Genomic DNA, 25,399 nt, shown 5'->3' with positions numbered 1-25,399 from the left:
CGCTGATCAGGCGGAGGCGCTTGGATGGTTGGCCTCGGTGTCGAGTGCCCATTCCTCACGCGGACAAATCAGCGCGAGGATCCCCTGGGCTTCGTCGCGGACGCCGTCGTCGTCATCCGTCGTCAACTCCCGCAGCTGCCTGATCAGACGGTCCACCCCCTCGGTCGTCATCCAAGCGGGGTCGGCATTGAGAGCGGCGCTGATCTGATCCGCCGTGTCGAAGTCGGCGGCGCGGCTCATGGCGAGCAGCACGTGGCGCAGGCCCGCCGTGTCCTTGCGGGCGAGCAACGCGTCTGCGGTGTCCTTGGTCACCCCGGTGTCCTGGGCGTCCAAGAGCAGACGGAGGAGGACGTCGGCCACTTCGTTGATCCTGACCGATGCCGCGAGTTGTCGGCCGGCAGCGGCACGCAGGGACCAGGCCGGCGAATCCGCGTGCAGGATCGCCGCGCCCAGGTCTTGGTCGTCGAAGGACTCCATGTCCTCAGCTTGGCAGGGAGCGAGACGTCGGCTGCGAGGGGGCGGCTTGCACCACTCGTTCCATGCACACCAGCTGGTCCCGGTCGTCCCACTGGGTGGTGACGACGAAGCCCAGCCGCTCATACAGCGCGATGGCCCGGGTGCGCCACTGCCACACCGACAACCGCACGGTCGCGACCCCGTTCTCCGCTGCGTGCCGGACGGCGGCGCCGAGCAAGGCGGAGGCGACTCCACGGCCCCGGGCTGCGGGTGCCGTCCACAGCCGCTTGACCTCGATCCAGTCCTTCGCGGGAGTGGTCACCACCAAGCAGCCGACGGTACCGTCCGCCCCTTCCGCCACCAGGACGACATCACCCGCGAACGCATTCCGTGGGTTCTCGACTTCTGCCCGGTACCGGTGTGGCAGGTCGCCGACCGTGGCGGCGGACTGGCCCTTCTCTTCCTGCGTCTGCAAGTGGTAGGCGGCCAACAGCGCGGACAGGTCTTCCTCGGGCAGGCGGCCCCGCCCCGGCCAACGGTGGATCACCACGTCATGCTGCTCGATCATGGCGGCAGACTGACATGTTTCGAGCTTCGGCGACAGTGCGGAGCCCCGTGCCCTGCGCCGCCACTTCTTCCGAAGGCCCCGGATTGTGTGCCCGGCAACACGTGGCCGAGCACACCGGCAGGCGCCGACCGTCAACGCAGTGTCGCGCCGTACACGTTGTCGACCGCCAGCGTGACCAGCACACGTCGGTCGGACACCATGACAGACCGGTATTCGTCCCAGTCCGGGTGTTCCCCGGCAGCGATACGGTAGTAGTCCACCAGTGCTTGCACCTCGGGACCGTCCGGGTCGGTTCCCGGCCCGATAAGGGTGACGGTGCCCTCGGCGGTGGCCCACTCCCGGCCGTCCGCGCTGGTCACCTCCAGCGCGGCTCTTGGATCGCGGCGGAGGTTGGCGACCTTGGCCGTCCGATCGGTCGTCGACACCCGGATGACACCGGCGTCCCGGTCGTAGGCCGGCAGGACCGGGGAAAGCTGGGGCCGGCCGTCAGCTTTGAGCGTTGCGAGCACGCCCAGTCGACTGTCCGCGAGCAGCGCGTGCGGGTCGAAACGTGTGTCTGCCATGTCGAAGTCAACCTGATTCCGTGTGCCACGTATTCCACACGAACGAAACCGGGCGTCGTGGCCGACGCCGGCCGCTTTCACCAAAGGGGCACGGAGTGCCGCACCCGGGCATGCTCATCGTCCCCGCCGACGGCCGGGCAGGGAGCGGCGCACCTCCCCTCCCTGCCCACGACCCGCCGCCCGCGGCCTCTCCTCCCCCGGCCCCGGCCTGTGCCGGTGGAGATCAGCCGACAGTGACCGTGCGTTGCGCCGTCATGGCGCGGGAGCTGCGTGCGGTGGCGAACGTGTAACGGCCGGGGACCAGAGTCCAGTTGCCGGAGTTCCAGACCATGAGGTCGTCGGCGGGGACGGTCACGCTGAGGCGCTGTGTGGCGGAGGGGGCGAGGGTGACCTTGCGGAAGGCGACCAGTCGGCGCGGTTCGGCCGCTGCGGCGCTCGGCAGGGTCGCGTAGACCTGGACGACCTCGGTCCCCTGGCGGTTGCCGGTGTTCGTGACGTTGACCGTCAGGGTGACCGTCTTCTTGGCGGAGTCGTAGGCGGCTTCCAGCGATCCGTGGGAGAAGGTCGTGTAGGACAGGCCGTGCCCGAAGGGGAACCGCGGCTGCTGCCCCTTGGTGTCGTAGTAGCGGTAGCCGATGGCGCTTCCTTCGGCGTAGGAGACGGCTCCGTTCGCGCCGGGGTAGGTCGCGGTGGTGGTTCCGGGGCCCTGGTCGGTGTGGGCGGGGAAGGTCACGGGGAGTCGGCCGGAGGGGTCGCTGTCGCCGAAGAGGACGGCGGCGAGGGCGGTCCCCGTACCACGGCCCCCGTACCAGGTCTGCAGCACTGCCTCGACGTCGTCGAGCCAGGGCATGGCCACGGGGCCGTCCGTGTTCAGGACGACGACGGTTCGGGGGTTGGCCGCCGCGACGGCGGCGATGAGCTGGTTCTGGTCTCCGGGCAGGTCAAGTTGCTCGTGGTCCATGGCTTCGCCGGCCACGCGGTTGACGATGACGACGGCGGCATCGGCGGCGCGCGCGTTCTCCACAGCGGCGGGGATCAGGGAAGCGGGCTGCCAGCCCAGGGTGAGGCCGCAGGTGCCGGGGTCGGCGGTGGCGTTGCTGTAGGTGAGTTCGACGGAGACGGGCCGTCCGGCGGCCAGTTCGACGGTGCCCTGAAGGGGGTAGTCGTAGGGGCCGAGGAAGAAGCGCCGGGTGCCTCGGGAGCCGGAGACGACCGTGACTCCGCCGATCTTGAGCGTGGCCTTGCCGGCGGCGAGGAGCGAGAAGCGGTGCAGACCGGAGTGGGTCGGGGTCAGTGTGCCCGACCAGCTCGCGGACCAGACGGCGGGCAGCGTGTCCAGCGGGGCGCTGGTGAAATCGACGGTCGTGTCGGTGCGCGTGGCGACAGGGGTGCCGGTTCGGTCGGCGTTCGCGTAGTAGCGGCCGCTGAGGCCGGCGGCTCCGCCTGTCGTGCGCAGCACGGCCGCGGGAACGGTGGTGAGCGGGACGTCGCCGGCTGTGCCCTGGGCGTGGGTGACCCTGACGGTGCTGCCCGCACGGCTCTGGATGGCCTGGAGCGGTGTGGTCCACGGGCCGGGATCGACGTAGGTGGAGCCGGCGACGCCGGTGAAGGCGTCGGTGCCGGCGGGGCCGATGACCGCGAGTGTCTTCAGTGCGGTCGGCAGGGGCAGTGCCGAGGAGCGGTTGGCCAGCAGGACAGTGGAACCGAGCGCGGCCTCGTGGGCGAGGTTCTTGTGCTCCTGGGTGCTGACGTTCTGGGCCGGGGCGGGGACGGGGTTGTCGACGAGGCCGTTGGCGAACATCGTGACGAGAACGCGGCGGGCGGCGTCGTTCAGCCGGGCTGCGGGGACAGAGCCGTCGGTGAGGGAGCCGGCAGCCAGCTTCACGCCGGCTGGTCCGAGTCCGGCGAGGTCCATGCCCGCCTTGGCGGCGGCGACCTGGTCGTCTCCGGCCCAGAAGTCGGGGACGGTGTATCCCTGAAGGCCGAGGCGGTTCTTGACGTCGTCGAAGAGGGCGGGGTTCTGGGTGGCGAAGGTTCCGTTGACCTTCGGGTAGGCCATCATCACCGACGTGGTGGGTGCGGCGGCGAGCACCCGGCGGAAGGGGGCCTGGTAGACCTCGTGCAGCGCCCGTTCGGACACGAGGGTGTCGGTGAAGAAGCGGTTCACCTCCTGGGTGTAGGCGGCGAAGTGCTTGACCGTGGCGGTCACTTGACGGCTCTGCATGCCGGTGGTCAGTGCGGCCCCGAGGCGGCCGGCGAGCAACGGGTCCTCGCCCATGCTTTCGGCCTGGCGGGCGAAGTGCCAGGTACGGGCGAGGTCGATGGTGGGGCCGAGGAGGTTGTTGTAGCCCTTGGCGCGTCCTTCCGTGCCGATGGCGACGCCGATGCGGCGAGCCAGGTTCTCGTCGAAGGTGGCGGCCTGGGCGAGGGGTACGGGGAACGCCGTGACGTTCTGTTCACCTCGCAGTCCCGCGGAGGCGTCGACCATGGTCAGCGCGGGGATGCCGAGATGGTCGAGGGCGGCGAAGTCGCACCGTACGAGGGCCTCCTTCTCGGCGGCGGTCATCCGGGCGAGGAGGGCGTCCGCCCGTTCGGAGGCGACGGTGTCGGTAGCGGCGATCGCCCTGCTGGTGGCCGCGGGGGCCATGCTGGCGGCGAGTGCGGTGGCTATGGCGGAGGAGAGGAAGGTTCGTCGGTTCACAGCGGCTCTCCGGGCAGAGGGGGACGGCGGGCGGGGGCCGGCCGAATTCGGGGTGGAACTGAAGGTCCGGCAGACGGGCACGGGCCGGCGAGTTCTGGTTCTTGAGCCCTCGAAAGGATTTCCGCGTCCCGCGGCACCCATTGCAAGGACTTCTTGGGCGCTCACAATGGAGCGCCTCACATGAATCGGAAAGTTATGGCCACCACTACTACTGGTCAAGCCTTCTGACGCCACGAATTCACCCACATGCCTGTGACCTCGAAGGACTGCAACTTATCGATGGAGACGGCGAAGTAATCCATCGAGCCAATCCATGAAAGCCGCGCAGCGGTATACAAGCATTCGATGACAATCATCCAGCACACGAATGGGAGGCCGTCCACACTTTCCCGCAACACGAATGCCCGGCGTGAAAGAACTCATCAGGCCGGGCATTCTGCGGACACCGGGGTTGTTCCGAAACCCTTTCAGTCGTGTTCGGCGGAGTCGAGGATGTGCGTTCCGGGGCCGAGTGCCACCGGCGCGCGGCCGGGGAGTTCGGCGACGGCGGTGCAGCCCGGCGGTACGGTGATGCGGGCCCTCATACCGGCGGTGGTGGTCTCCCAGAACAGCGACGCGGTGCCGTGAGGCGTTTCGTGGCGGGTCCGCGCCCAGGTGATGCCGCCTCCCGGCCGGGGCCGGAAGGAGAGGGACCGGGCTCCCGGCTCCGTGACTTCGAGCCCCCCTACGACTCTGTGGAGCCAGTCCGCGACGGCGCCGAGGGCGTAGTGGTTGAACGAGGTCATGCCGCCGGGGTTGAGCGTTCCGTCGGGGCGGAGGCTGTCCCAGCGTTCCCAGATGGTGGTGGCCCCCATGGACACCGTGTAGAGCCAGGACGGGCATTCGGTCTGCAGGAGCAGGCGGTAGGCGGTGTCGAGGTGCCCGGTGTCGGTCAGCGCGTCGCAGATCAGGGGCGTACCCACGAACCCCGTGGCGATGCGGGCGTTGTCCTGGAGGACGAGTTCCGCCAGGCGGTCGCCCGCGGCTTGACGCTGTGCGGTGTCGAGCAGGCCGAAGGCGATCGCGAGGGCGTAGGCCGTGGGGCTGTCGCTGGTCATGCGGCCCGTGGCGACGACATAGCGGCCTTGGAAGGCCGTGGTGATCTCGTCGGCGAGTGTCTCGTAGTGGGTGGCGTCGGCCGTGTGGCCCAGTGCGCGGGCGGACAGGGCGAGGTGCCGGGCGGAGTGGGCGAAGTAGGCGGTGGCGACGAGGTAGCGGTCGGTGCGGCCGGCCGCGGGGTCGTCGGGAGGGGCGACCGGGTCGAGCCAGTCGCCGAGCTGGAAGCCGGTGTCCCACAGACGATCGGGGCCGGCCAGCTTCTCGACCAGGTCGACCCACGCCTTGGCCATGGCGTAGTGGCGTCGCAGGAGTTCGAGGTCGCCGAATCGCCGGTAGAGCGCCCACGGAGTGAGAGTGGCGACGTCGCCCCAGGCGGCGCCGGGCTGGACGGGGGTCCACGTCGATCCGCCGGGGATGACGGGCACGTACCAGGGGACGGTGCCGTCGGGCAGTTGCTCCAGACCCACGTCGGTGAGCCAGGAGTCGAGCATGCCGGCGCAGTCGTAGAGGAAGCCGGCCGTCGGGGTGAAGACCTGGATGTCGCCGGTCCAGCCGAGACGTTCGTCGCGCTGCGGACAGTCGGTGGGCAGGTCGACGAAGTTGCCGCGCATGCTCCACACGACGTTCTCGTGGAGCCGGCTGACCATCGGGTCGCTGCATTCGAACCACCCGGTGCGGCGCATGTCGGTGTGATAGACGCGTGCGGTCACGGCGTTCTCGTCGAGGTCGAGGCCGTCCGGCCAACCGGCGATCTCGGCGTATCGGAAGCCGTGCAGGGTGAAGCGCGGTTCCCAGGTGTACGGCCCGTGGCCCGGCAGGACGAGGGTGTCGGTGGAGTGGGCTTCGCGCAGGGGGCGGGTGGCCAGCTCTCCGTCCTGGAGGACCTCCGCATGCCTCAGCGTGAGGGTGGTGCCGGCGGGGCCGTCGGCGGTGACGCGGAGTCGGCCCACCAGGTTCTGTCCGAAGTCGAGCAGGTGGCGGCCGTCGGCGGTGCGGGTGACGGCGACGGGTGAGAGCTCCTCGGTGCACCTGACCGGGGGGCCTTCGGGCGCGGTCAGGGTCTTGGGGTCCCGCCGTCCCGCACGGACGGGTGTCCAGTCGGCCGGCGGGGAGGCAGGGGTGGACCACCGCGGGTCGTCGAGACGGGCGTCGAAGGTCTCCCCCTCGTACAGTCCGCTGGTCAGGATCGGGCCCGGAGCGGCGTACCAGGTCGGATCGGTGGCGACCACGGTGGTGGTGCCGTCCTCGTACGTCATCTCCAGCTGGGCGATGAGCGACTGGTCGGTGCCGTAGATGTTGCGGGTGCCGCCGTCGAAGCCGTACTTGCCGCGGTACCAGCCGTCGCCCAGCCAGGCGCCGATGGTGTTGGCGCCGTGGGTGAGGAGGGAGGTGACGTCGTAGGTGCGGTAGCACAGGCGGTGCGGGTAGACGGTCCAGCCCGGGGCCAGCGCTTCGTCGCCGACCCGGGTGCCGTTGATCTCCGCCTCGTACAGGCCGTGGGCGGTGATGTAGAGACGGGCGCGTGCGAGGGGCAGGCCGGTGCGGAAGTCCTTGCGGACGCGGGCCGGGCGGCGTTCGGCGGCCGGGTCCTCGTCCCAGCCGGCGCCGACGGGAACGGCGATCCAGTCGTCGGGGTGGAGCAGGCCGGCCTCGACGGAGCTGCGCGCGCTCCACGGCGAGGGCCCGGCTCCGTCGGTGGACCACGTCCGTACGCGGACCACGGCACGCTCGCGGGATGCGAGTGGTTCGGCGGGCCAGGGCACGAGGACGTGCTCGGAGCCGGTGAGGCGGCCGGTCCGGTGTACGTGGCCCCCGCGGTCGAGCTCGACTTCGTAGGCTTCCTGGCTGCCGGTGCCGGGCGCCTGGGTCCAGGACAGGCGTGGCGTCGCGGTGCCGATGCCGAGGCCGTCCGGGAGGTGCTCGAAGCGCACCGGGGAGGGCTGGGAGGACTGCAAGGGGAGGGACCTTTCGTGTGCTCGGGAGGGCGGGGCGATCGTCGATCAGCCCTTGACCGCTCCCGACGTGAGGCCCTTCATGACCTTCTGGTTGAGGAAGAGGTAGATCACGAGAGTGCCGAAGACGTTGATGCAGACGGCTGCGAACAGCGGCCCGTACTGGGTGGCGCCGAAGTCGCCGGTGAAGTTGAGCAGGCCGACCTGGATGGTGCGCAGGTCCTGGTTGTTGGTGAACGTCAGGGCGATGAGCAGGTCGTTCCAGATGAAGAAGAACTGCACGAGGCCGACGGTGAGCAGCGCGTTGCGGACCACGGGCACGCTGATGGTCCAGAAGGCGCGCAGGATGCCGGCGCCGTCCAGCGCGGCCGCTTCGAAGAGTTCGCGGGGGACGGTCCTGTAGTAGGTGGCCATCATGAAGACGGTCAGCGGGAGGCCGGTTCCGGTGTAGGTGAGGATCAGCGGCCACAGGGTGCCGGAGAGCCCTGTTTGGAAGTAGACGGTGAACAGCGGCAGGAGGATCATCTGCGGGGGGATCATCATGCCTGCGAGGAAGACCAGCAGGGTGAGGCTGCGTCCCTTCCACACCATGATCTGGAGGGCGAAGCCGGCCGCCGTGCCGAGGAGCAGGATCAGCGCCAGCGCGGGGACGACGGCCAGGAGGCTGTTCTCGACGTAGAGGCCGATGTTGCCCGTGGTCCACGCCTCGGTGTAGTTGCCCCATTCCCAGGTGGTGGGAAGACTCCAGGTGGAGTTGTTCAGGTAGTCGCTGTTGGACTTCAGCGAGGTCAGGAACATCCAGATCAGCGGGTAGATCTCGATGATCAGCAGCAGGCCGAGTACGGCCTTGACCCACAGGCGGCTGCCGGTCCTCCGGGCGGGGCGGGGCTTGTCGCCGGTGCGCCTGTGCGCTGCGGAGGTCTTCACCGGGGTGTCGATGGCCATGTCTTTCAGCCCTCCGTGATGTCGCGCCGCGATACGCGGTAGACCGCCAGGCTCACCATCAGGCACACGACGGTCAGGAGCAGCGCGATGGTGCTGCCGTAGCCGTACTCGCTGTAGGTGAACGACGTCTGGAACATGTACAGGGTCAGCGGGGTGGTGCCGTTGCCGGGGCCGCCGTTGGTCAGGGCCACGACGGAGTCGAAGACCTTCAGGGTGCCGTTGATGCTGAAGACGAGGGACGACATGAGTACCGGCAGGGACAGCGGCAGGACGATGTGGCGGATGAGCCGGAGGCCGGAGGCGCCGTCGATCCGAGCCGATTCGAGCACCTCGTCGGGGATGTCGACGAGGCCGGCGAAGAGCAGTACGGCGTAGAAGCCCATGGAGCGCCAGATGTCCATGATGATCAGCACCCAGAAGGCGCTGCCGGCGCTGCCGAAGAAGTCGACCGATTCCAGGCCGGCGGCGTTCAGCAGGGAGTTGACCGGGCCTGTCTGCGGCGCGACCTGGAAGAACTTCTGGAAGAGCAGGCCCACGGCGACGGTGGGCAGCACGACGGGGAAGAAGACCAGGGTGCGGACGAGCGCCGAACTCTTCTTGAGGAAGAAGACGTAGAGCAGGGCCAGGAGGTAGCCGGCGACGACCTGTCCGGCGGTGACCACGACCGCGTACTTCAGGGTGAACCAGAGCGCGTCATGGACGGCCGGGTCGGAGAAGAGGCGGGTGAAGTTGGCGAGGCCGTCGCCGGTGAAGCCCTCGATGGAGTTGCCCCGGGTGAAGGAGTACCCGAGCGACCACACCATCGGGACGAGCATGATCAGGGTGTAGAAGAGGAGTGCGGGACCGAGGAGGATCGCGATCGCCCTGCGGTCACCGAGTACGCGGTGCATGAGTGGTGTCCACTTCGTATCGGGTGAAGAGGCAGGCCAGGCGGGAACGGGCGGCTCGCCGACCCGTGGCGGGCCGCCCGTTCCGTGGGGTCACCGGCTGCCGAGCGCGCCCTGGACGGTCTCCATGAACTGCTTCGGGCTCATGCTGCCGGTGGCGAGGCGGGCCGCGTTGGTCTGGCTGACGGTGGTCGCCTTGGTGCTGAACAGAGCCTCGAACCAGAGGACGTTCTGCTTCGAGGAACTGATGGTCCTACGGACGGTGCTCGTGACCTCGTTGGCGTCCTTGACCGGGGTGTTGACCTTGAAGCCGGAGATGGAGCCGTGGTCCTTGAGAGCCGTGCTGCCGTAGTTCTTGGCGATGCAGGACACCCACTCCCCGGTCTTCTTGTCGAAGTTCTTCGACCCGAGGGTGATGGCCAGTCCGACGTTGGAGGGGTACTGGTCGACGGAGCCGGCGCCGCCGGTGACGGCGGGGAAGGGCATGAAGCCGACGTTCTCGGCACCGATCCGGTTCTGCTTGGGGTCGGAGATGTTCGCCAGGGCCCAGCTGCCCATGTAGAACATGGCGGACTTGCCCGTGAGGAACTGGTTCATCGCGGTGTCGTAGTCGATGGAGCCGACGCCCTTGCCGAAGTAGCCCTTCTTGCCGAGGGCGGCGATCTCCTCCGCCGCCTTGACGTACTCGGGGTCGGTCAGCTTCGCCGATCCGCCCTCGATCTTCTCCAGGGCGCTGGGGCCCAGGCTCCGGTACAGGTAACCGCTGATGAGGCGGGTCAGCGGCCAGCCCTGCTGTCCGGAGGCGGAGAGAGGCTGGACGCCCTTCGCGTTCAGCTTCTCGGAGGCGGCCTTCAACTCGCCCCAGGTGCCTGGAATCCGCAGCCCGTTGTCCTTGAAGATCTTCTTGTTGTAGAAGATTCCCTCGATGTTGTACTCGTAGGGAAGCGCGTCCAGCTTGCCGCCGTAGAGGGCCTTGATCGTGGAGACGGCCGCCGGTTCGAGCTGCTCGTACACACCGAGACGCTCGAGTTCGAGTGTGAGGTCGGCGATCTTGTCCGACTTGCTGAGCTGCTTGGTCAGTGCCGGCGCGTTGCCCGCCGCGAACTGCGTGGGCAGCGCGTCCTGGCCGGCGAGCAGCTGGAGCTTCTGGTCCAGGCTCGCCTGGGGGACGGTCTCGATCTTCAGCGGCTGGGCGTCGTTCGCGGCCTTGCACGAGCCCTTCGACAGACTGGTCAGGGCCGCTCTGGTGGTGGTGTTCTCGGTGACGCCGAGGTAGGTGAAGTCCTTGGACGCCACGGAGGCGCCCCCACCGCTGCCGCCGCACGCGGTGGCGAGTACGGCCATGGACATGGCACCGGCCGAGAAGAGGGTCAGGCGGGCACGGCGGGCGCGGATCATGCGGTGGGGCACTGGTGACTCCCAGGAATCGTGAGAGAGGAGAAAGGGCGCCGGACGGGGCGGGGGCGGTGAGATGACTCTGCCGCGCACACAGGAGAGGATGTAGAACGTTCTCCATCCGAGTGGGCAACACCATGACCCGTCCGCTCTGGCGTCGTCAAGACACAGACGCGTAACATCGTCGTAGTCTCATCGCCTGGATGAATCCATTCCGGTAGTGATGTGTAGACCGTTGCACTGCTCTTACGACGATCGGGGTACTCATGGCCGCGGACAGCGCACCCGGAGCGAACAAGCGGGTGACGATCACCGACGTCGCCCGTCACGCGGGCGTGTCCACGGCAGCCGTGTCCAAGGTGATGCGCAACGCCTACGGCGTCAGCACGGCGATGCAGGAACGGGTCCGGGCCGCGATGGCCGAACTGGGCTACCGCCCGCACGCGGCCGCGCGCGGCATGCGCGGGCGGACGTACACGATCGGCGTCCTGCTCGACAACGTCCGCAACGCGTTCTTCGCCGACATCCTCGACGGCATCCGTGAGGAGCTGCGGGACAGCGAGTACACGGTGCTGATCGGGGCGGCCGGGTTCGGCGCGGACGAACAGGCCCGGACGATCCGCTCGATGGTGGACCGTCAGATGGACGGCCTGGTCCTCATCGCCCCGGGGGCCCCACGCGCCGAGGTGCTGGCCACCGCGGCGGTGACACCCACCGTGGTGATCGGCCATCACGACGCCTCCGAGGTGCACGACTCGGTCGTGGACGCGGACGATCGGGGCGCCGGGCTGGTGGTGGACCACCTGGTTTCGCTCGGGCACCGGGACATCGCCCTGGTGTCGGCGGCGGGCACCAGGACGGGCCGGTGGCAGCGCACCCCCGAGATCGCGCTGACGGACGGATACCTGGAGGCGATGGAACGCCACGGGCTCACCGACCACGCCCGTGTCCACCACGCCACCTACTCCGACGACGGCGGCCACTCGGCGGGCATGGCGCTCCTGAGTGGTGACGACCGGCCGACCGCCGTCATGACCGGCGCCGACGTGGCGGCGCTGGGCATCTACCGCGCCGCACACGAGCTGGGGCTCGACATTCCCGGCGATGTCTCTCTCGTCGGCTACAACGACACCGCGCTCGCCGCGCTCGCGCCCGTCCAGCTCTCCAGCGTCGACCAGGCGGGGCACACCATGGGTTCGGCCGCCGCCAGAATGCTGATCGAGCGGGTGGAGGGGCGCCGCGACCGGGCCATGCGGACCACGATGACTCCGCGTCTGGTGGTACGGCGCAGCACTGCCGCACCGCGGAAGCGGTAGCCGTACGACGGACGTCATGCCGCTCGTGTTCACACGGTGCGGGCGGCCCGCAGGAGTGCGGCGGAGACGGCACCGGTGAGCACGCCGAGGAGCGCGACCGCCGAGGCGAGGCTGCCAGTCACTCCTGCGCCTCCCAGGAGCACCAGCGGACACAGGAACTCGCCGAGGAAGAAGGCCGCCGTCCACAGGCCCATGCCGCGCCCGCGGTCGTCGAAGTCGAGCCGGGACATGGCCCTCGTCACCAGCGACGGCAGCAGCATCCCGGTGCCGACGCAGTTGACGACGGCCCCGGTGATCAGCAGGGGAAGGCCGTCGGCGACACCCATCAGCACGAAGCCGACGGCGCACAGGGCGAAGAGGGCGGGAAGCCGGTCGCGCAGCCGCCGGGAGAGCCGCGTGAAGAGGATGGACCCGACGACGGTGGCAGCGCTGGCCACCGCGGTGACGGCACCGATGGCTCCGGTGGAGTGCACTCCCAAGTCGTCCAGCAGATAGGCCATTTCGACGGGCACCGCGTAGAAGACGACGGCGCCGAACACCGTGAGGAGGCAGATCCCGGCCATGCGGCGCACGGGGAAGGGACGTCGCACGGCCTGCTTCTCCGGTACGTCGCTTCTCGCCGGCGGACGGGGTGTGGGCAGGACGTGCATCATGACCGGGGCGATCAGCAGGCCGATGGAGTACAGCCAGAAGGGGCCGCGCCAGTCGGCGGCTCCGAGGACACCGCCGAGGACGAAGAAGACCGTGGCCGACGCCGAGGCGCACATGGTCTGCAGGGCGAGGTACCGGTCGCGGAGTTCTCCGCTGTAGTAGTCGCCGATGAGGGTGGTGCAGGCGGTCATGATGGCCGCCTCGGCGACGCCGACGAGAATGCGGCTGATGAGGATCGCGTGCAGGGAGTCCAGCCACAGAGGCGCGGTTCCGAAGACGGCGTAGAGGGCTGTGGCCGCGACGAGCAGGCGCTTGCGCCCCAGCCGGTCGACGACGACTCCCGCGAAGGGGGCGAGCAGGGCGAGCGCCAGCGCGGGAACCGTCAGCACCAGGGGGACCAGGGCGCTGCTGCCCGGCACCGTCGCGAAGTGGTCCTGCATGCGGGGCAGTACGGGGGCGAGGAGGACCGCCCCGAGGACGGGCAGGCAGCTGCCGGCCATGAGGACGGCGGCCGGGAGCCGTCCCGGGCGGGCCGTGGTGTCGTCGGGGTCGCGGAAGGGCGGGGCGACGGGTGCGGGCATGTCGGCACTCCAGTGCGCGAAGGGAGAGGGAGGGCGGCGCCCGGTGAACGGCCCGCGCGTGTGAAGCGGCGCGGGCACGGGCGTGCCGGCACGCGAAGCGTCGGCGCGGGGCCGGGTGCGGGAGCGTCGGCGCGGGGCCGGGGTGCCCTCGACTATGCGGGGCGGCGCAGGCGCTGCCCACCCCCTGCGTCATCGGTGTTCCGGATGCCCTCGATCCATCACGTGAATACCCGCCGGGCGCCGCCGGACCGCGGCGGTCGCGGCTCGCGGGTCCGGTCAGACCCCCGTGTCCGCGAGGCGCCTGCCGACTCGGGCAGCGGTCTCCCTGAGCCACATGTGGGCGGCGTCGTGGGTGTGGACCGGGTGCCACCACAGCGCCTCGCGCAGCGGGACGGCTTCGTAAGGAGGCTCCAGCACGCGCACAGCGGCGATCGGGGCGAGCAGCCGGGCGAGGCGGGCCTGGACGAGGGCGATGCGGCGCGTGCCGGCGACGAGTGCGGGAAGGGCGTGGAAGCTGTCGACGGAGACTTCGACGCGCGGTTCGATGCCGAGCATCCCGAGCTGCCGCACAGCCGGTGCGTCGTAGGTCCGCTGGTAGGTGACCCAGGGCAGCCTGGCGAGGTCCTGCCTGGTCAGCCGGTCGTCGACGCTGGGGTGATCGTCGGCGACGACGAAGACCCAGCGGTCGTCGTACAGGTCGGTGGCGGGGAAGTCGCTGATGACGCCGTACGGCATCAGCAGGCCGTCGGTGGCGCTCAGGAGGCTGGCGGTGTCGTCGACGACGGTCAGGGGGGTGCGGGTGAACCGCAGGCGGATGCCGGGGGCCTCGTCGTGGATCACGCGGGCCAGCTCGACTCCGAAGACGTCGACCGCGTAGTCGGAGGCGACGATGCGGAACTCCCGGGTCTCCACGGCCGGGTCGAAGGCCGCCTGGCTGGCGAAGAGCCGCTCCAGTACGTCGTACGCGGTGGCCGTACGGTCGGACAGGACCTGTCCCAGGGCGGTGAGTTCGTAGTGGCCCCCGGCGCGGGAGAGGAGTTCGTCGCCGAAGTGGCGGCGCAGGCGGCCCAGTGCGGCACTCATGGCGGGCTGGCTGAGACCTACGCGCTGTCCGGCCCTGGTGACGTTGCGTTCTTCGAGCAGAGCACGCAGCGCGACGACGAGGTTGAGGTCGAGACTGGCCAAGTTCACGGGGGGCTCTCTTTCGGATACGGCATCGACCAGCGACTATTGATGTAGTGGATATCTATTATCCACAGAATCGATTTCCTTGATTGCTTGCGGCGGGTTCAGATTAGTCGCATCGCAATCAGGAGGACATGTCGGTGAAACCCCAATCCGCTTCTGACCTTTTCGCCGGGCCGTTCGCCCTCGGCACTCTTTCGGCCGCTGACGGCCCGGCCTTCCCCGCTCTCGTCGATGCCGAAGGGCGGGTCGTCGACCTGCGGACGGCGCTGGACGCACCGGATCTGACGGTGCGGGACCTCCTCGACCAGTGGCCGGTCGTTCTTCCGCGGCTGCGTCGCATCGCGGCCGGGACCGGGACGTCACCCCACCGCCCTCTTTCGGATTTCCGGGTGCTCGCCCCTGTCGAGCCCCGCCAGGTCTTCCAGTCGGGCGCCAACTACCGCCGGCACGTCATCGACCTGCACGTCGCCCACCGGGACCCGTCCGACGGACGGTCCGAGGAGGAGGCGCGCGCCGAGGCGGCCGACATCATGGACCGGCGTGCCGCCGAGGACCTGCCCTACGTGTTCATCGGTCTTCCCAGCGCGGTCACCGGCCCCTACGACGACGTCACGCTTCCCGCGTGGGCCGCGAAGCCCGACTGGGAGCTGGAACTCGCCGCGGTGATCGGCCGGCCCGCGTACCGGGTCTCCGCCGAGGAAGCGCTGGAGCACATCGCGGGCTACACGATCGCCAACGACCTGACCGACCGGGCCACCGTGTTCCGCCGGGACATGCCGCAGATCGGCACGGACTGGCTGCGCAGCAAGAACGCGCCCGGGTTCACCCCGCTCGGGCCGTGGATCGTACCGGCCGAGTCCGTCGGCGACACCAACGACCTCCGGCTGACCCTGAAGCTCAACGGTGAGGTCATGCAGGACGAGTCCACCAAGGACATGCTCTTCGACGTGGCGCGCATGGTCGCGTACGCCTCCCAGAGCGCGCGGCTGCTGCCCGGTGACCTCGTGCTCACCGGATCCCCCGCGGGCAACGGCATGCACTGGGGCCGTCTGCTGCGCGACGGCGACGTCATGGAGGCCACGATCACCGGTCTCGGCGCGCAGCGCACGCGATGTGTCGCGGAGGAAGTGTGAACCGCGACGATCCCGAGGGCGCGATAGCCCGGGCGGCGAAGGCGTGCTCCAACTGGGGGCGCTGGGGAGAGGACGACCGTCTCGGAACCCTGAACTTCCTGGACGAGGCCAAGCGCCGCGAAGGTGCAGCCCTCGTCCGCCGGGGTGTCAGCTTCTCGCTGTCGCAGCGCTTCGACATCAACGGGCCCCAGAAGGGCTGGCGCCGGCGGACCAACCCGGTCCACACCATGCTCGACACGGGCACGGACGCGGCCCTCGGCAACCAGGGACTCCCCCACGGCATCGGCGGCGCCGACGACGTGATCGCCATGCCCCTGCAGTGCTCCACGCAGTGGGACGGCCTGGGGCACATCTTCGACCACGGCATGGCGTGGAACGGGCGTCCGGCCGAGCAGGTCGTCACCTCCGACGGCGACCAGATCACGGGCATCGAGCACATGGCGGCCCACGTCGCCGGACGCGCCGTCCTCCTCGACATCGGCCGGACGGCCGGGACGGCGGGCGAACTGCCGGACGGGTTCGCGATCACCGAGGAGCACCTGACGGCCGCCGCCGAGGCACACGGCGTCACGGTCGGCCGCGGCGACATCGTGCTGGTGCGCACCGGCCAGCTGGCCCGCGTCCGCCGCGACGGCTGGGGCGACTACGCCGGCGGCGCCGCACCGGGGCTGTCCTTCACCACGGCGCCCTGGCTGCACGCCGGCGAGATCGCCGCGATCGCCACCGACACGTGGGGCTTCGAGGTCCGGCCCAACGAGTTCGACCACGCCTTCCAGCCCCTGCACCAGGTCGTCATCCCCCACATCGGTCTGCTGATCGGCGAGATGTGGGACCTGGAGGCCCTCGCCGAGGACTGCGCGGCCGACGGTGTGTACGAGTTCTGGCTCACCGCCGCGCCCCTGCCCATCACCGGCGCCGTCGGGTCCCCCGTCAACCCCGTCGCCGTCAAGTAGTCCCGGGGCCAACGGCCCGAGGAACAAGGGAGTTCCCCATGAGCACATCTCGCAGAGTCCTTGTCATCGGCGGCGGGGCGGCCGGAAGCGCCGCCACCGTCCTGCTGCGCCGCGCCGGGATCGGCGTCGACCTCGTCGAGGCAAGGGACGACTGGAACGCCACCGCCGGATCCGGCATCACCCTGCAGGGCAACGCCCTGCGTGTCCTGCGCGACCTGGGCGTGTGGGAGCAGGTCGAAGCCTCCGGCTTCCCCTTCGGTTCCGTCGGGATCACCGCGCCGGACGGCACCGTCCTGCACGTCCAGCGCGACCTGCGGACCGGCGGTGACGACCTGCCGGCCACCGTCGGCATGCAGCGCCCGCAGCTCCAGCGGATCCTGACCGACGCCGTCCGCTCCAGCGGCGCGCACATCCGCCTGGGCACCACCGCCACCGTCCTGGACCAGGACGCCACCGGAGTGTCCGTCCGGTTCAGCGACGCGACCGAGCACCGCTACGACCTGGTGATCGCCGCCGACGGTCTGGGTTCCACCACCCGCGCGCAGGTCGGCATCCCCGACAAGCCCGAACCGACCGGCATGGCCATCTGGCGGGTCGCCGCCCCGCGCCCCGCCGGTGTCGAGCGCACGGACCTCGCCTACGGCGGCCCCGCCTTCATCGCCGGCTACTGCCCGACGAGCCCCACCACGCTCTACGCGTACGTGGTCGAGAAGAACCGCGACCGCGCCTCCATCCCGCCGGAGTCGTACGCACAGGAGATGCGCCGTCTCGCCTCCGCCTACGGCGGCGCCTGGCCGGCCATCACCGCGACGATCACGGACGCGTCGAAGGTCAACTACACGTGGTTCGACCGGCTGCTGGTCGAAGGGTCCTGGCACCGGGGCCGGGTCGTCCTGGTCGGGGACGCGGCGCACTGCTGCCCTCCCACACTGGCCCAGGGAGCGGCGCTCTCCCTGGAGGACGCCTGGGTACTGGCCCAGTTGCTGACCCGGACCGAGGTGTGGGACGAGGAGCTGTTCCAGAGCTACTACGAACGGCGGATCGCGCGGGTCCGCCCGGTCGTGGAGGCGTCCGTACAGATCGGCCGGTGGCAGCTCGACGGCGTCCGCGACGCCGACGTGCCCGGCCTGATGGCGGGCACCATGACGATGCTGCGGGAGCTGCCGTGACCGCCCCGACCGTGGACGTGCACGCCCACGTCCTGCTCCCCCAGGTCGACGCCCTGGTCGCGGGTCTGCCGGGGCACGCGCAGGCGCGGGAACTCGACGCCCGGCGCAACGGGCCACACGCGCTCACCGTCAGCGGCGCCATGGTCCGCGACCGCGTCCCGAGCCTGACCGACGTGTCGGTTCGCCTCGCCGCCATGGACGCGCAGGGTGTCGACGTCCAGTTGGTCAGTCCGTCGCCCTCGCACTACCACTACTGGACGGACGCGCCGACCGCGGAGAAGGTGTACCGCCTCGCCAACGAGGCGACGGCCGCGCACTGCGCGCAGGCGCCGGACCGGCTGCGAGGTCTGGGGCTGGTGCCACTCCAGCATCCCGGGCAGCTCGTCGCGGCCCTCGACCACGCCCTGGAGCAGGGACTGGCCGGCGTGGAGATCTCCAGCCACGCCCCGGGCAGGGAACTGTCCGACCCGGCCTACGAGCCGCTGTGGTCCCGTGCCGAGGAGACCGGGGCGGTCCTGTTCCTGCATCCGTTCGGCTGCACGCTCGACGAGCGGCTCGACCAGTGGTACCTGTCCAACACCGTCGGCCAGCCCACCGAGAACGCCGTCGCCCTCTCGCACCTCATCTTCTCCGGGGCGCTCGACCGGCATCCCGGCCTGAAGCTGATCGCGGCCCACGGCGGCGGCTACCTGCCCACGCACATCGGACGCAGCGACCACGCCTGGCGGGCCCGCCCGGACGCGTCGGCCGGCTGCGCCCAGCGGCCCAGCAGCTACCTGCGGCGGGTGTACTTCGACTCGCTCGTCCACGACCCCCGCGTCCTGCGGGCCCTGGTGGACGCCGCCGGGGCCGACCGGGTGCTGCTCGGCTCCGACTTCCCCTTCGACATGGGCTCGTCGGACCCCGTGGCCGCGCTGCGGGCCGCGGGACTCTCCGCCGACGAATGCGCCGCCGTCCGCGGCACGAACGCCGCCGCCCTGCTCAACCTCGCCCTCGCCTGAGGAGGCCCACCATGAGCGCACGCCCGCTCACCCACCTGCGGCACGTCGACCTCGCCGTGCCCGACTACGACAAGCAACTCGACTTCTACTCCGGCGTCTGGGGCCTGACCAAGGTCGCCGAGGACTCCGGCATCTCCTTCCTCGCCGCCGAAGGCAGCCCGGAACAGTACGTGATCCGGTTGCGCAAGGCGGACGAGAAGCGCCTCGACCTCGTCTCCTACGGCGCCGCGAGTCCCGAGGACGTGGACGCGCTCGCCGAGCGGCTGCTGGCCGGCAGCGTCCAGCTGCTCTCGCGGCCCGGCACGGTCGACACTCCCGGCGGCGGCTACGGTTTCCGTTTCTTCGACGTCGACGGCCGCACCATCGAGGTGTCCGCCGACGTCGAGGTCCGGCAGCACCGCAAGATCGAGGAGAAGGAGTCGATCCCGGTCAAGCTGTCGCACGTCGTACTCAACTCGCCCGATCTCGACCGCACCCGCGACTGGTACGAGCGGCACCTCGGCTTCCGGCTCTCCGACACCCTCAGCTCGCCTCACATGGGCGAGGTCATGCACTTCATGCGGATCAGCAACCAGCACCACTCCATGGCGCTGGCCAAGGGGCCGCACACCTCTCTGCACCACGTCTCCTTCGAGATGCGCGGCATCGACGAGTACATGCGCGGCTCGGGCCGTGTCATGCGGGCCGGTTTCAGGAAGATCTGGGGCCCCGGCCGGCACATGGCGGGTGACAACACCTTCACCTACTTCCTCGACCCGCACGGCAACACCGTCGAGTACACCACCGAACTGGAGGAGCTCGACGAGGACACCTGGCACCCGCACGTCTACGACTTCTCCCAGCCCGATGTCACCGACCAGTGGGGCACGGCGAACCCGATGAACGAACTGGTCGCCAAGGAGTCCTTCAACGACCCCGACCGCGGCTGCTTCGTCGCCCCGCCGGTCTGAGCCGGCCCATGTGACCCCGGGGGCGCGGCGGCAGTGTCCTGCCCTGACTCCCGCCGCCGCGTTCCCGGTCTCCCGGGGCCTGTCGACTCCCGCCGCGATGAACAGCGGGCCCCGTCCCGTCCGCCCGGCCGACGTACCGCGTCCGATCCCCCTTTCCTGTCTGGAGCCGCACCATGCGCTTCGCCGCTTTCGAACACCGCCATCGACGCCGCGTGGCCGTCGTGGAGGAAGACGGCACGCTCTTCCCCCTGCCGGGCGTCATCTCGCTGACCGATCTGATCCGTGAGGCGGACGGACTTCCCGGCCTGCTGGTCGCCGGCGCGGCGGCGCTCGACGTTCCGCCCGGTCCGCACGTCTCCCAGGTGCGGCTCCTGCCGCCGCTGGAGCCCTCGTCCGTACGGGACTTCGTGACCTTCGAGGAGCACGTCGAGGGCGTGCGCCGCTCGGTGAGCGGCGCGGCCGGCGTGCCCGAGCAGTGGTACGCGGCGCCGACGTTCTACTTCACCAATCCCCACGCGATCCACGGCCCGCAGGACGACGTCCCGATGCCTCCGGGATCCTCCGTGCTGGACTTCGAACTGGAGGTGGCGGCCGTCGTCGGCCGCGAGGGCCGTGACCTCACCCCGGAACAGGCCCGGGACCACATCGTCGGTTACACGATCTTCAACGACTGGTCCGCGCGCGACCTGCAGTCCGCCGAGATGCAGGTCGGCCTCGGCCCGTGCAAGGGCAAGGACACCGCCACGACGCTCGGCCCCTTCCTGGTGACCGCCGACGAGCTGGAGCCGTACCGCGACGGCGACGGCTTCCTGCGGCTGGCACTCACCGCCGAGGTCAACGGGCAGAAGGTGGGCCACGACCTGCTGTCCAACATGAGCTGGACCTTCGAGGAGATGACCGCCTACGCCTCGCGTGGCACCCGCGTCGTCGCCGGGGACGTGCTGGGATCGGGCACCTGCGGAAACGGCGGCTGCCTGGCCGAGCTGTGGGGACGCTCCGGCCGGCAGAACCCGCCGCCGCTGAAGCCGGGCGACACGGTCACCCTGACCGTCGAGGGCATCGGCTCCCTGACCACCCGCGTCGTCCCCGGCCCTGAGCCGGTCCCGCTGCCGACGGGCCGGCGCCGCGCCCGGCAGCGACCATGAGCGGCGGGCGGCTCGCGGGCAAGGTCGTCGTCGTCACGGGAGCGGGACGCGGCCAGGGCGCCGCCGAGGCCGCGGCCCTGGCCCGCGAGGGCGCCCACGTCATCGCCACCGACGTGAGCGGCAAGGGCGGCGTACGACCCCTCGATGTCACCCGGCCCGAGGACTGGGCGACCCTCGCCGCCGAACTGCGCGCGACGTACGGGACGGTCCACGGCCTGGTGAACAACGCCGGCATCACCTGGCGGGCCCGCTGGGACGAGGTGGCGCCCGACGACATGGCCCGCGTCCACGCGGTCAACGTCACGGGTCCGCTGCTGGGAATCCAGCACCTGGCTCCGCTGATGCCCCCCGGCGGGTCGGTCGTGAACGTCGGCTCGTCCGCGGCGCTGACGGCCCACTTCCCGGTGGCCTACACGTCGAGCAAGTGGGCCCTGCGCGGCCTGTCGAAGACGGCCGCCATGGAGCTCGGCCCGCGGGGCGTCCGGGTGAACACGGTCCATCCCGGGTTCATCGAAACCGAGATGACGGCATCGGCCTCGCCGTCGTTCCGCGAGGCGAACGTCCGCGAGACGCCGCTGGGCCGTGTCGGGAGCGTCGAGGACATCACGCCGCTGGTGGTGTTCCTCCTGTCGGACGAGTCGTCGTTCATCACCGGCGCGGACATTCCCGTCGACGGCGGGCTGACCTCGCACGGCGGAGTGAAGTCCGTCTCCGACACACTGCGCCACGAGGCGGGGTCATGACGCCCGGAGGCGCAGTCGCGCTGATCCCGGCGGCCGCACGCGGGCCGGGCGGGGCGACAGCACTCCGCTTCACCGCCGAAGAAGCCCCCGTCGCCGACGGCGGACGGTCCGCCGTACTGCCGGACGACCCCGCCCGAAAGGAACACCCGAATCGTGGACAAGGTCATTCGTGACGCGGCGGATGCCGTCGCCGACATTCCCGACGGAGCCTCGCTGGCCGTCGGCGGCTTCGGCCTCAGCGGCATCCCCGACATCCTCGTCCGCGCCCTGCACGCCCAGGGCGCCAAGGACCTCCACGTGGTCTCCAACAACTGCGGTGTGGACGGACGAGGGCTGGGAGTGCTGCTGTCCGCAGGCCGTGTGTCCCGGGTCACCGGCTCCTACGTCGGCGAGAACAAGGAGTTCGCACGGCAGTACCTCGGCGGTGAACTGGAGGTCGAACTCGTCCCCCAGGGAACGCTCGCCGAGCGGCTGCGGGCAGGCGGCTGCGGCATCCCCGCCTTCTACACCCCGGCCGGCGTCGGCACCCAGGTCGGTGACGGCGGGCTGCCCTGGCGATACGCGCCGGACGGGAGCGTCGCCGTCGCCTCCCCCGCCAAGGAGACCCGCGTCTTCGACGACGTGCCGCACATCCTCGAACACGGCATCACCACCGACTTCGGGCTCGTACGGGCGTGGCGCGGCGACCGGCACGGCAACCTCGTCTTCCGCCGCGCGTCGGCCAACTTCAACCCGCTGGCGGCCATGGCCGGCCGCGTCACCGTCGCCGAGGTCGAGGAACTCGTCGAACCGGGAGTGCTCCACCCCGACCACGTGCACCTGCCCGGCGTCTTCGTCCAGCGCGTCGTCGCCCTCACCCCCGCCCAGGCGTCGGACAAACAGATCGAGAAGAGGACGGTGCGCAGCTGATGGGCTGGAACCGCAACCAGATGGCCGCACGGGCCGCCGCCGAGCTGACCGACGGGTCGTACGTCAACCTCGGCATCGGACTGCCCACCCTCATCCCCGCGTTCGTGCCGGCAGGGGTGCAGGTAGTGCTCCACTCCGAGAACGGCATCCTGGGCACCGGGCCCTACCCGACCGAGGACGAGGTCGACCCCGACCTGATCAACGCCGGCAAGGAAACCGTCACCGTCCTTCCCGGCGCTTCGTTCTTCGACTCCGCCCTGTCGTTCGGGATGATCCGCGGCGGTCACATCGACACCGCCGTCCTGGGCGCCATGCAGGTCTCCGAGCAGGGTGACCTGGCGAACTGGATGATCCCCGGCAAGATGGTCAAGGGAATGGGCGGTGCGATGGACCTCGTCCACGGCGCCCGGCGGGTCGTGGTCCTGATGGAGCACACCGCGAGGGACGGCACACCGAAGATCGTGCAGGACTGCACCCTGCCCCTCACCGGCCGGTCCTGCGTCCACCGGATCATCACGGACCTCGGCGTACTCGACGTCACCGACCGCGGCCTCGCGCTGGTCGAGACCGCCCCCGGCGTCACCGTCGACGACATCCACGCCCGTACCGACGCCACGGTGTACGTCGACAGCACCACCGCCGTCTGCTGAGGGCGGCACCGCAGCCCGCGCCCGTGGCCCGCCGCACGGGTCGGCAGTGAGATCTCTTTTCCGCCCGGTGACCGGACACCGTTGATCCCGACGCAGATCACCCTGCGTGCCGGGCAGGGCGGACCGACCCGACATCCCAAGGAGGCCCCCGTGCCTGTGACTTCCCCTGCCGCACACATCGCCGTCGTCGGCGGCGGCATCGGCGGCCTGGCCGCCGCCCTCGCGACCGCCCGCGCCGGGCACCGTGTGACGCTCGTGGAGCGGGCCGCCCGCTTCGGCGAGATCGGGGCCGGGCTGCAACTGGCTCCGAACGCGTCGCTGGCACTGGAGGAACTCGGTGTCCTGGACACCGTGCAGCGCTCCGCCGTCGCACCGCCCCGGCTCGTCATGATGGACGCGCTCAGCGGCGAGCAGGTCACCGCTCTCGACCTGCGCGGCGACGCGTACACCCGCCGCTTCGCACACCCCTACCTCGTCACCCACCGCACCGACCTGCACGCGGCGCTGCTGTCGGCCTGTCAGGAGCACCCGTCGATCACCCTGCGCACGGGGCACACGGTCACGGACGCGGTGCAGACCTCGTCCGAGGTGCGCCTGCACTTCGCCGAGACGTCCGAACGCCTGGCCGCGGACGCGGTGGTGGCGGCGGACGGCCTGCGCTCGCGTCTGCGGCAGATCCTGGTCGGCGACGGCGAGCCCGTGTGTTCGCGCTACGTGGCCTACCGGGGTGCACTGCCCGTCAGCCGTATGACGGGCACGATGTCCCGGCACGCCGCGTCGGAGTCCGTCGTCGTGTGGGCCGGGCCCCGCATGCATCTCGTGCAGTACCCCGTGCGGCGCGGCGAGCTCTACAACCAGGTCGCCGTCTTCGAGAGCGACCACTACACACCCGACTCTGACGACTGGGGCACCCCGGCGGAGCTGGAAGAACGCTTCACGGGCGCCTGCCCGGCGGTGCGCGACGCGCTCCCCCTGATCGCGCGGGACCGGCGCTGGCCCCTGTTCGACCGCCTGCCCCTCACCGACTGGGCGCACGGCCGGATCGTGCTCCTGGGTGACGCCGCCCACCCGATGCTCCAGTACCTGGCCCAAGGTGCCTGTCAGGCGCTGGAGGACGCCGTGACGCTGGGGCGGGTCCTCGGCGGGCACACCGACATCGCCGCGGCCTTCGCCGCCTACGCCGACGAACGCCGGCAGCGCGCCGCCGGCATCCAGACCAACGCCCGCCGGTTCGGCGAGATCTGCCACCTGGAAGGCATGGGAGCCACGCTGCGCAACCGGCTCCTCGCCTCGCGCGCACCCGAGGACTTCGACGACATCGCCTGGGTCTGGACCCCGGACCCGGCCCCGACGGCATCCTGCACCGCGTGAGCGACCACCACGAGAGGACACCATGACCGACGACCCCGCCTACAAGGCTCTGGAAGACCTGGGGGCGGCGCCGCTCTGGCGCTTCTACGGCAATCTGTTTCCCGCCCAGCCCCGCAGCCGGGCCGTGCCCTACCGGTGGAGCTGGCGGGAGCTGCGCCCGCACCTCCTGCACTTCTCCCGGGTGCTGTCCCTGGACGAGGCCGAACGACGGGTTCTCATGCTCGTCAACCCCGGCCTGAGCGACCCGCCCGCGACCGTCAACACCCTATACGCGGGACTCCAGATCATTCTGCCGGGCGAGACGGCCCAGGCCCACCGGCACACGTCGAACGCGTTCCGCTTCATCCTGGAGGGGAACGGCGCGTGGACCACCGTCAACGGCGAGCGCGTGTTCATGGCTCCCGGCGACCTCCTGCTGACCCCGGGATGGCACTGGCACGACCACACCCATGAGGGCGACGCGCCGATGATCTGGCTCGACGCCCTGGACTACCCTCTCGTCAACGCCCTGGAAGCCGGCTTCTACGAGAAGTACCCCGAGCGGCTCCAGCCGGTGACCCGCGCCGACGACGCGGGCAGCCGGCAGTTCCTGCACGGCCGCCTGACTCCGACGTGGATCACACCGCAGGGCCTCAACTCCCCCGTGACCCGCTACACCTGGCAGGAGACCCGCCGGGCGCTCGACGCCGTCGCCGACACCGCCGAGGGCAGCGACGTCGACGGCATCGTGCTGGAGTACACCAACCCCTGGACCGGTGGCCCCGTCATGCCGACGATCGGGTGCCGCGTCCAGCGCTTGCGCCCGGGCTTCCGGGGCGCGGGCCGCCGCCACACCGCGTCGACCGTCTTCAGCGTCGTACGCGGAGAAGGGGCCACCGTCGTCGACGGCGTGCGCCTGGAGTGGGCCGAGAACGACACCTTCGCGATACCCAACTGGGCCTCCTACCGGCACCTGAACACGTCCGCGTCCGGCGACGCGGTCCTGTTCTCCTACAGCGACGAGCCGGTCATGCGCTCCCTCGGCCTGTACCGCACCGAGGACGCCGACCCCGGCGCCTGATCCACCCGTTCCGA

22 protein-coding genes are annotated in these 25,399 nt (G+C 70.5%); 12 read left to right on the top strand and 10 right to left on the bottom strand.

Features of this window, described 5'->3' with window-relative positions:
* Nucleotides 1-6: 6 nt before the first annotated feature.
* The 8 genes from ACWGH0_RS03670 to ACWGH0_RS03635 all read right to left on the bottom strand — a co-directional run bounded on the left by ACWGH0_RS03670 (nucleotide 7) and on the right by ACWGH0_RS03635 (nucleotide 10,580).
* Entirely contained in the window at nucleotides 7-477 is a 471-nt protein-coding gene (locus tag ACWGH0_RS03670) for a hypothetical protein (RefSeq protein WP_453402476.1), read from the bottom strand.
* A 4-nt stretch (nucleotides 478-481) separates the two neighbouring features.
* Nucleotides 482-1,024: a GNAT family N-acetyltransferase gene (locus ACWGH0_RS03665; protein WP_453402475.1), complete on the bottom strand. Its 543-nt coding sequence runs from the start codon at nucleotides 1,022-1,024 to the stop codon at nucleotides 482-484.
* Nucleotides 1,025-1,155: 131 nt separating this feature from the next.
* Nucleotides 1,156-1,587, bottom strand: a complete 432-nt coding sequence (locus tag ACWGH0_RS03660) for a PPOX class F420-dependent oxidoreductase (RefSeq protein WP_453402474.1) — start codon at nucleotides 1,585-1,587, stop codon at nucleotides 1,156-1,158.
* Between the two features lie 223 nt (nucleotides 1,588-1,810).
* On the bottom strand, nucleotides 1,811-4,288 hold the full coding sequence (locus ACWGH0_RS03655) for a glycoside hydrolase family 3 protein (protein WP_453402473.1): 2,478 nt from the start codon (nucleotides 4,286-4,288) through the stop codon (nucleotides 1,811-1,813).
* Between the two features lie 467 nt (nucleotides 4,289-4,755).
* Nucleotides 4,756-7,341 carry a family 78 glycoside hydrolase catalytic domain gene (locus ACWGH0_RS03650; RefSeq protein WP_453402472.1) on the bottom strand — a complete coding sequence of 862 codons (2,586 nt, stop codon included), beginning with the start codon at nucleotides 7,339-7,341 and terminating at the stop codon, nucleotides 4,756-4,758.
* 45 nt (nucleotides 7,342-7,386) lie between these two features.
* On the bottom strand, nucleotides 7,387-8,283 hold the full coding sequence (locus tag ACWGH0_RS03645; RefSeq protein ID WP_453402471.1) for a carbohydrate ABC transporter permease: 897 nt from the start codon (nucleotides 8,281-8,283) through the stop codon (nucleotides 7,387-7,389).
* 5 nt (nucleotides 8,284-8,288) lie between these two features.
* Nucleotides 8,289-9,173, bottom strand: coding sequence for a carbohydrate ABC transporter permease (locus tag ACWGH0_RS03640; RefSeq protein ID WP_453402470.1), 885 nt, complete (start codon nucleotides 9,171-9,173; stop codon nucleotides 8,289-8,291).
* 90 nt (nucleotides 9,174-9,263) lie between these two features.
* Nucleotides 9,264-10,580 (bottom strand): ABC transporter substrate-binding protein, encoded by a 1,317-nt coding sequence (locus tag ACWGH0_RS03635; protein ID WP_453402469.1) that lies wholly within the window; start codon nucleotides 10,578-10,580, stop codon nucleotides 9,264-9,266.
* Between the two features lie 251 nt (nucleotides 10,581-10,831).
* On the opposite strand from ACWGH0_RS03635, the gene ACWGH0_RS03630 reads away from it, so the two are divergent.
* Nucleotides 10,832-11,881 carry a LacI family DNA-binding transcriptional regulator gene (locus ACWGH0_RS03630; protein WP_453402468.1) on the top strand — a complete coding sequence of 350 codons (1,050 nt, stop codon included), beginning with the start codon at nucleotides 10,832-10,834 and terminating at the stop codon, nucleotides 11,879-11,881.
* Between the two features lie 29 nt (nucleotides 11,882-11,910).
* On the opposite strand, the gene ACWGH0_RS03625 is transcribed toward ACWGH0_RS03630, so the two are convergent.
* Together ACWGH0_RS03625 and ACWGH0_RS03620 are read right to left on the bottom strand one after the other, a co-directional pair.
* Nucleotides 11,911-13,113, bottom strand: coding sequence for an MFS transporter (locus ACWGH0_RS03625; RefSeq protein WP_453402467.1), 1,203 nt, complete (start codon nucleotides 13,111-13,113; stop codon nucleotides 11,911-11,913).
* A gap of 276 nt (nucleotides 13,114-13,389) precedes the next feature.
* Nucleotides 13,390-14,304, bottom strand: a complete 915-nt coding sequence (locus ACWGH0_RS03620; RefSeq protein WP_453402466.1) for a LysR family transcriptional regulator — start codon at nucleotides 14,302-14,304, stop codon at nucleotides 13,390-13,392.
* A 128-nt stretch (nucleotides 14,305-14,432) separates the two neighbouring features.
* Between ACWGH0_RS03620 and ACWGH0_RS03615 the strand changes: the two genes are divergently transcribed.
* The 11 genes from ACWGH0_RS03615 to ACWGH0_RS03565 all read left to right on the top strand — a co-directional run bounded on the left by ACWGH0_RS03615 (nucleotide 14,433) and on the right by ACWGH0_RS03565 (nucleotide 25,385).
* A complete protein-coding gene (locus tag ACWGH0_RS03615; protein ID WP_453402465.1) occupies nucleotides 14,433-15,434 on the top strand; it encodes a fumarylacetoacetate hydrolase family protein in 1,002 nt (333 codons plus the stop codon).
* Nucleotides 15,413-16,387, top strand: coding sequence for a cyclase family protein (locus tag ACWGH0_RS03610; RefSeq protein ID WP_453402464.1), 975 nt, complete (start codon nucleotides 15,413-15,415; stop codon nucleotides 16,385-16,387). Before ACWGH0_RS03615 ends, ACWGH0_RS03610 begins: the two co-directional genes overlap by 22 nt.
* Before the next feature lie 38 nt (nucleotides 16,388-16,425).
* A complete protein-coding gene (locus ACWGH0_RS03605) occupies nucleotides 16,426-17,556 on the top strand; it encodes an FAD-dependent oxidoreductase (protein WP_453402463.1) in 1,131 nt (376 codons plus the stop codon).
* Nucleotides 17,553-18,557: an amidohydrolase family protein gene (locus tag ACWGH0_RS03600; RefSeq protein WP_453402462.1), complete on the top strand. Its 1,005-nt coding sequence runs from the start codon at nucleotides 17,553-17,555 to the stop codon at nucleotides 18,555-18,557. The genes ACWGH0_RS03605 and ACWGH0_RS03600 overlap by 4 nt, the downstream gene beginning before the upstream one ends.
* A gap of 11 nt (nucleotides 18,558-18,568) precedes the next feature.
* Nucleotides 18,569-19,507 (top strand): VOC family protein, encoded by a 939-nt coding sequence (locus ACWGH0_RS03595; protein ID WP_453402461.1) that lies wholly within the window; start codon nucleotides 18,569-18,571, stop codon nucleotides 19,505-19,507.
* Between the two features lie 173 nt (nucleotides 19,508-19,680).
* Nucleotides 19,681-20,652: a fumarylacetoacetate hydrolase family protein gene (locus ACWGH0_RS03590; RefSeq protein ID WP_453402460.1), complete on the top strand. Its 972-nt coding sequence runs from the start codon at nucleotides 19,681-19,683 to the stop codon at nucleotides 20,650-20,652.
* On the top strand, nucleotides 20,649-21,395 hold the full coding sequence (locus tag ACWGH0_RS03585) for an SDR family NAD(P)-dependent oxidoreductase (protein ID WP_453402459.1): 747 nt from the start codon (nucleotides 20,649-20,651) through the stop codon (nucleotides 21,393-21,395). Before ACWGH0_RS03590 ends, ACWGH0_RS03585 begins: the two co-directional genes overlap by 4 nt.
* 153 nt (nucleotides 21,396-21,548) lie before the next feature.
* Complete coding sequence (locus tag ACWGH0_RS03580) at nucleotides 21,549-22,304, top strand: CoA transferase subunit A (protein WP_453402458.1); 756 nt, start codon at nucleotides 21,549-21,551, stop codon at nucleotides 22,302-22,304.
* Nucleotides 22,304-22,954, top strand: a complete 651-nt coding sequence (locus ACWGH0_RS03575; RefSeq protein WP_453402457.1) for a CoA transferase subunit B — start codon at nucleotides 22,304-22,306, stop codon at nucleotides 22,952-22,954. The genes ACWGH0_RS03580 and ACWGH0_RS03575 overlap by 1 nt, the downstream gene beginning before the upstream one ends.
* A 150-nt stretch (nucleotides 22,955-23,104) precedes the next feature.
* Entirely contained in the window at nucleotides 23,105-24,325 is a 1,221-nt protein-coding gene (locus tag ACWGH0_RS03570; protein ID WP_453402456.1) for an FAD-dependent monooxygenase, read from the top strand.
* Nucleotides 24,326-24,347: 22 nt separating this feature from the next.
* The gene (locus tag ACWGH0_RS03565) at nucleotides 24,348-25,385 is read left to right on the top strand and encodes a cupin domain-containing protein (protein WP_453402455.1); all 1,038 of its coding nucleotides are present in this window, start codon (nucleotides 24,348-24,350) and stop codon (nucleotides 25,383-25,385) included.
* The last annotated feature ends 14 nt before the right edge of the window (nucleotides 25,386-25,399 follow it).

It is taken from the genome of Streptomyces sp. NPDC054887 (assembly GCF_053610585.1).
This window is presented reverse-complemented; position numbering and strand designations above follow the sequence as displayed.

Excerpts from the sequence above, each read along its gene's own strand:
- ACWGH0_RS03575 (WP_453402457.1), top strand. The coding sequence starts at position 22,304 with ATGGGCTGGAACCGCAACCAGATGGCCGCACGGGCCGCCGCCGAGCTG.
- ACWGH0_RS03615 (WP_453402465.1), top strand. The coding sequence starts at position 14,433 with ATGTCGGTGAAACCCCAATCCGCTTCTGACCTTTTCGCCGGGCCGTTC.
- ACWGH0_RS03630 (WP_453402468.1), top strand. The coding sequence starts at position 10,832 with ATGGCCGCGGACAGCGCACCCGGAGCGAACAAGCGGGTGACGATCACC.
- ACWGH0_RS03605 (WP_453402463.1), top strand. The coding sequence starts at position 16,426 with ATGAGCACATCTCGCAGAGTCCTTGTCATCGGCGGCGGGGCGGCCGGA.
- ACWGH0_RS03645 (WP_453402471.1), bottom strand. The coding sequence starts at position 8,283 with ATGGCCATCGACACCCCGGTGAAGACCTCCGCAGCGCACAGGCGCACC.
- ACWGH0_RS03625 (WP_453402467.1), bottom strand. The coding sequence starts at position 13,113 with ATGCCCGCACCCGTCGCCCCGCCCTTCCGCGACCCCGACGACACCACG.
- ACWGH0_RS03660 (WP_453402474.1), bottom strand. The coding sequence starts at position 1,587 with ATGGCAGACACACGTTTCGACCCGCACGCGCTGCTCGCGGACAGTCGA.
- ACWGH0_RS03585 (WP_453402459.1), top strand. The coding sequence starts at position 20,649 with ATGAGCGGCGGGCGGCTCGCGGGCAAGGTCGTCGTCGTCACGGGAGCG.
- ACWGH0_RS03670 (WP_453402476.1), bottom strand. The coding sequence starts at position 477 with ATGGAGTCCTTCGACGACCAAGACCTGGGCGCGGCGATCCTGCACGCG.
- ACWGH0_RS03565 (WP_453402455.1), top strand. The coding sequence starts at position 24,348 with ATGACCGACGACCCCGCCTACAAGGCTCTGGAAGACCTGGGGGCGGCG.
- ACWGH0_RS03665 (WP_453402475.1), bottom strand. The coding sequence starts at position 1,024 with ATGATCGAGCAGCATGACGTGGTGATCCACCGTTGGCCGGGGCGGGGC.
- ACWGH0_RS03640 (WP_453402470.1), bottom strand. The coding sequence starts at position 9,173 with ATGCACCGCGTACTCGGTGACCGCAGGGCGATCGCGATCCTCCTCGGT.
- ACWGH0_RS03595 (WP_453402461.1), top strand. The coding sequence starts at position 18,569 with ATGAGCGCACGCCCGCTCACCCACCTGCGGCACGTCGACCTCGCCGTG.
- ACWGH0_RS03610 (WP_453402464.1), top strand. The coding sequence starts at position 15,413 with ATGTGTCGCGGAGGAAGTGTGAACCGCGACGATCCCGAGGGCGCGATA.
- ACWGH0_RS03590 (WP_453402460.1), top strand. The coding sequence starts at position 19,681 with ATGCGCTTCGCCGCTTTCGAACACCGCCATCGACGCCGCGTGGCCGTC.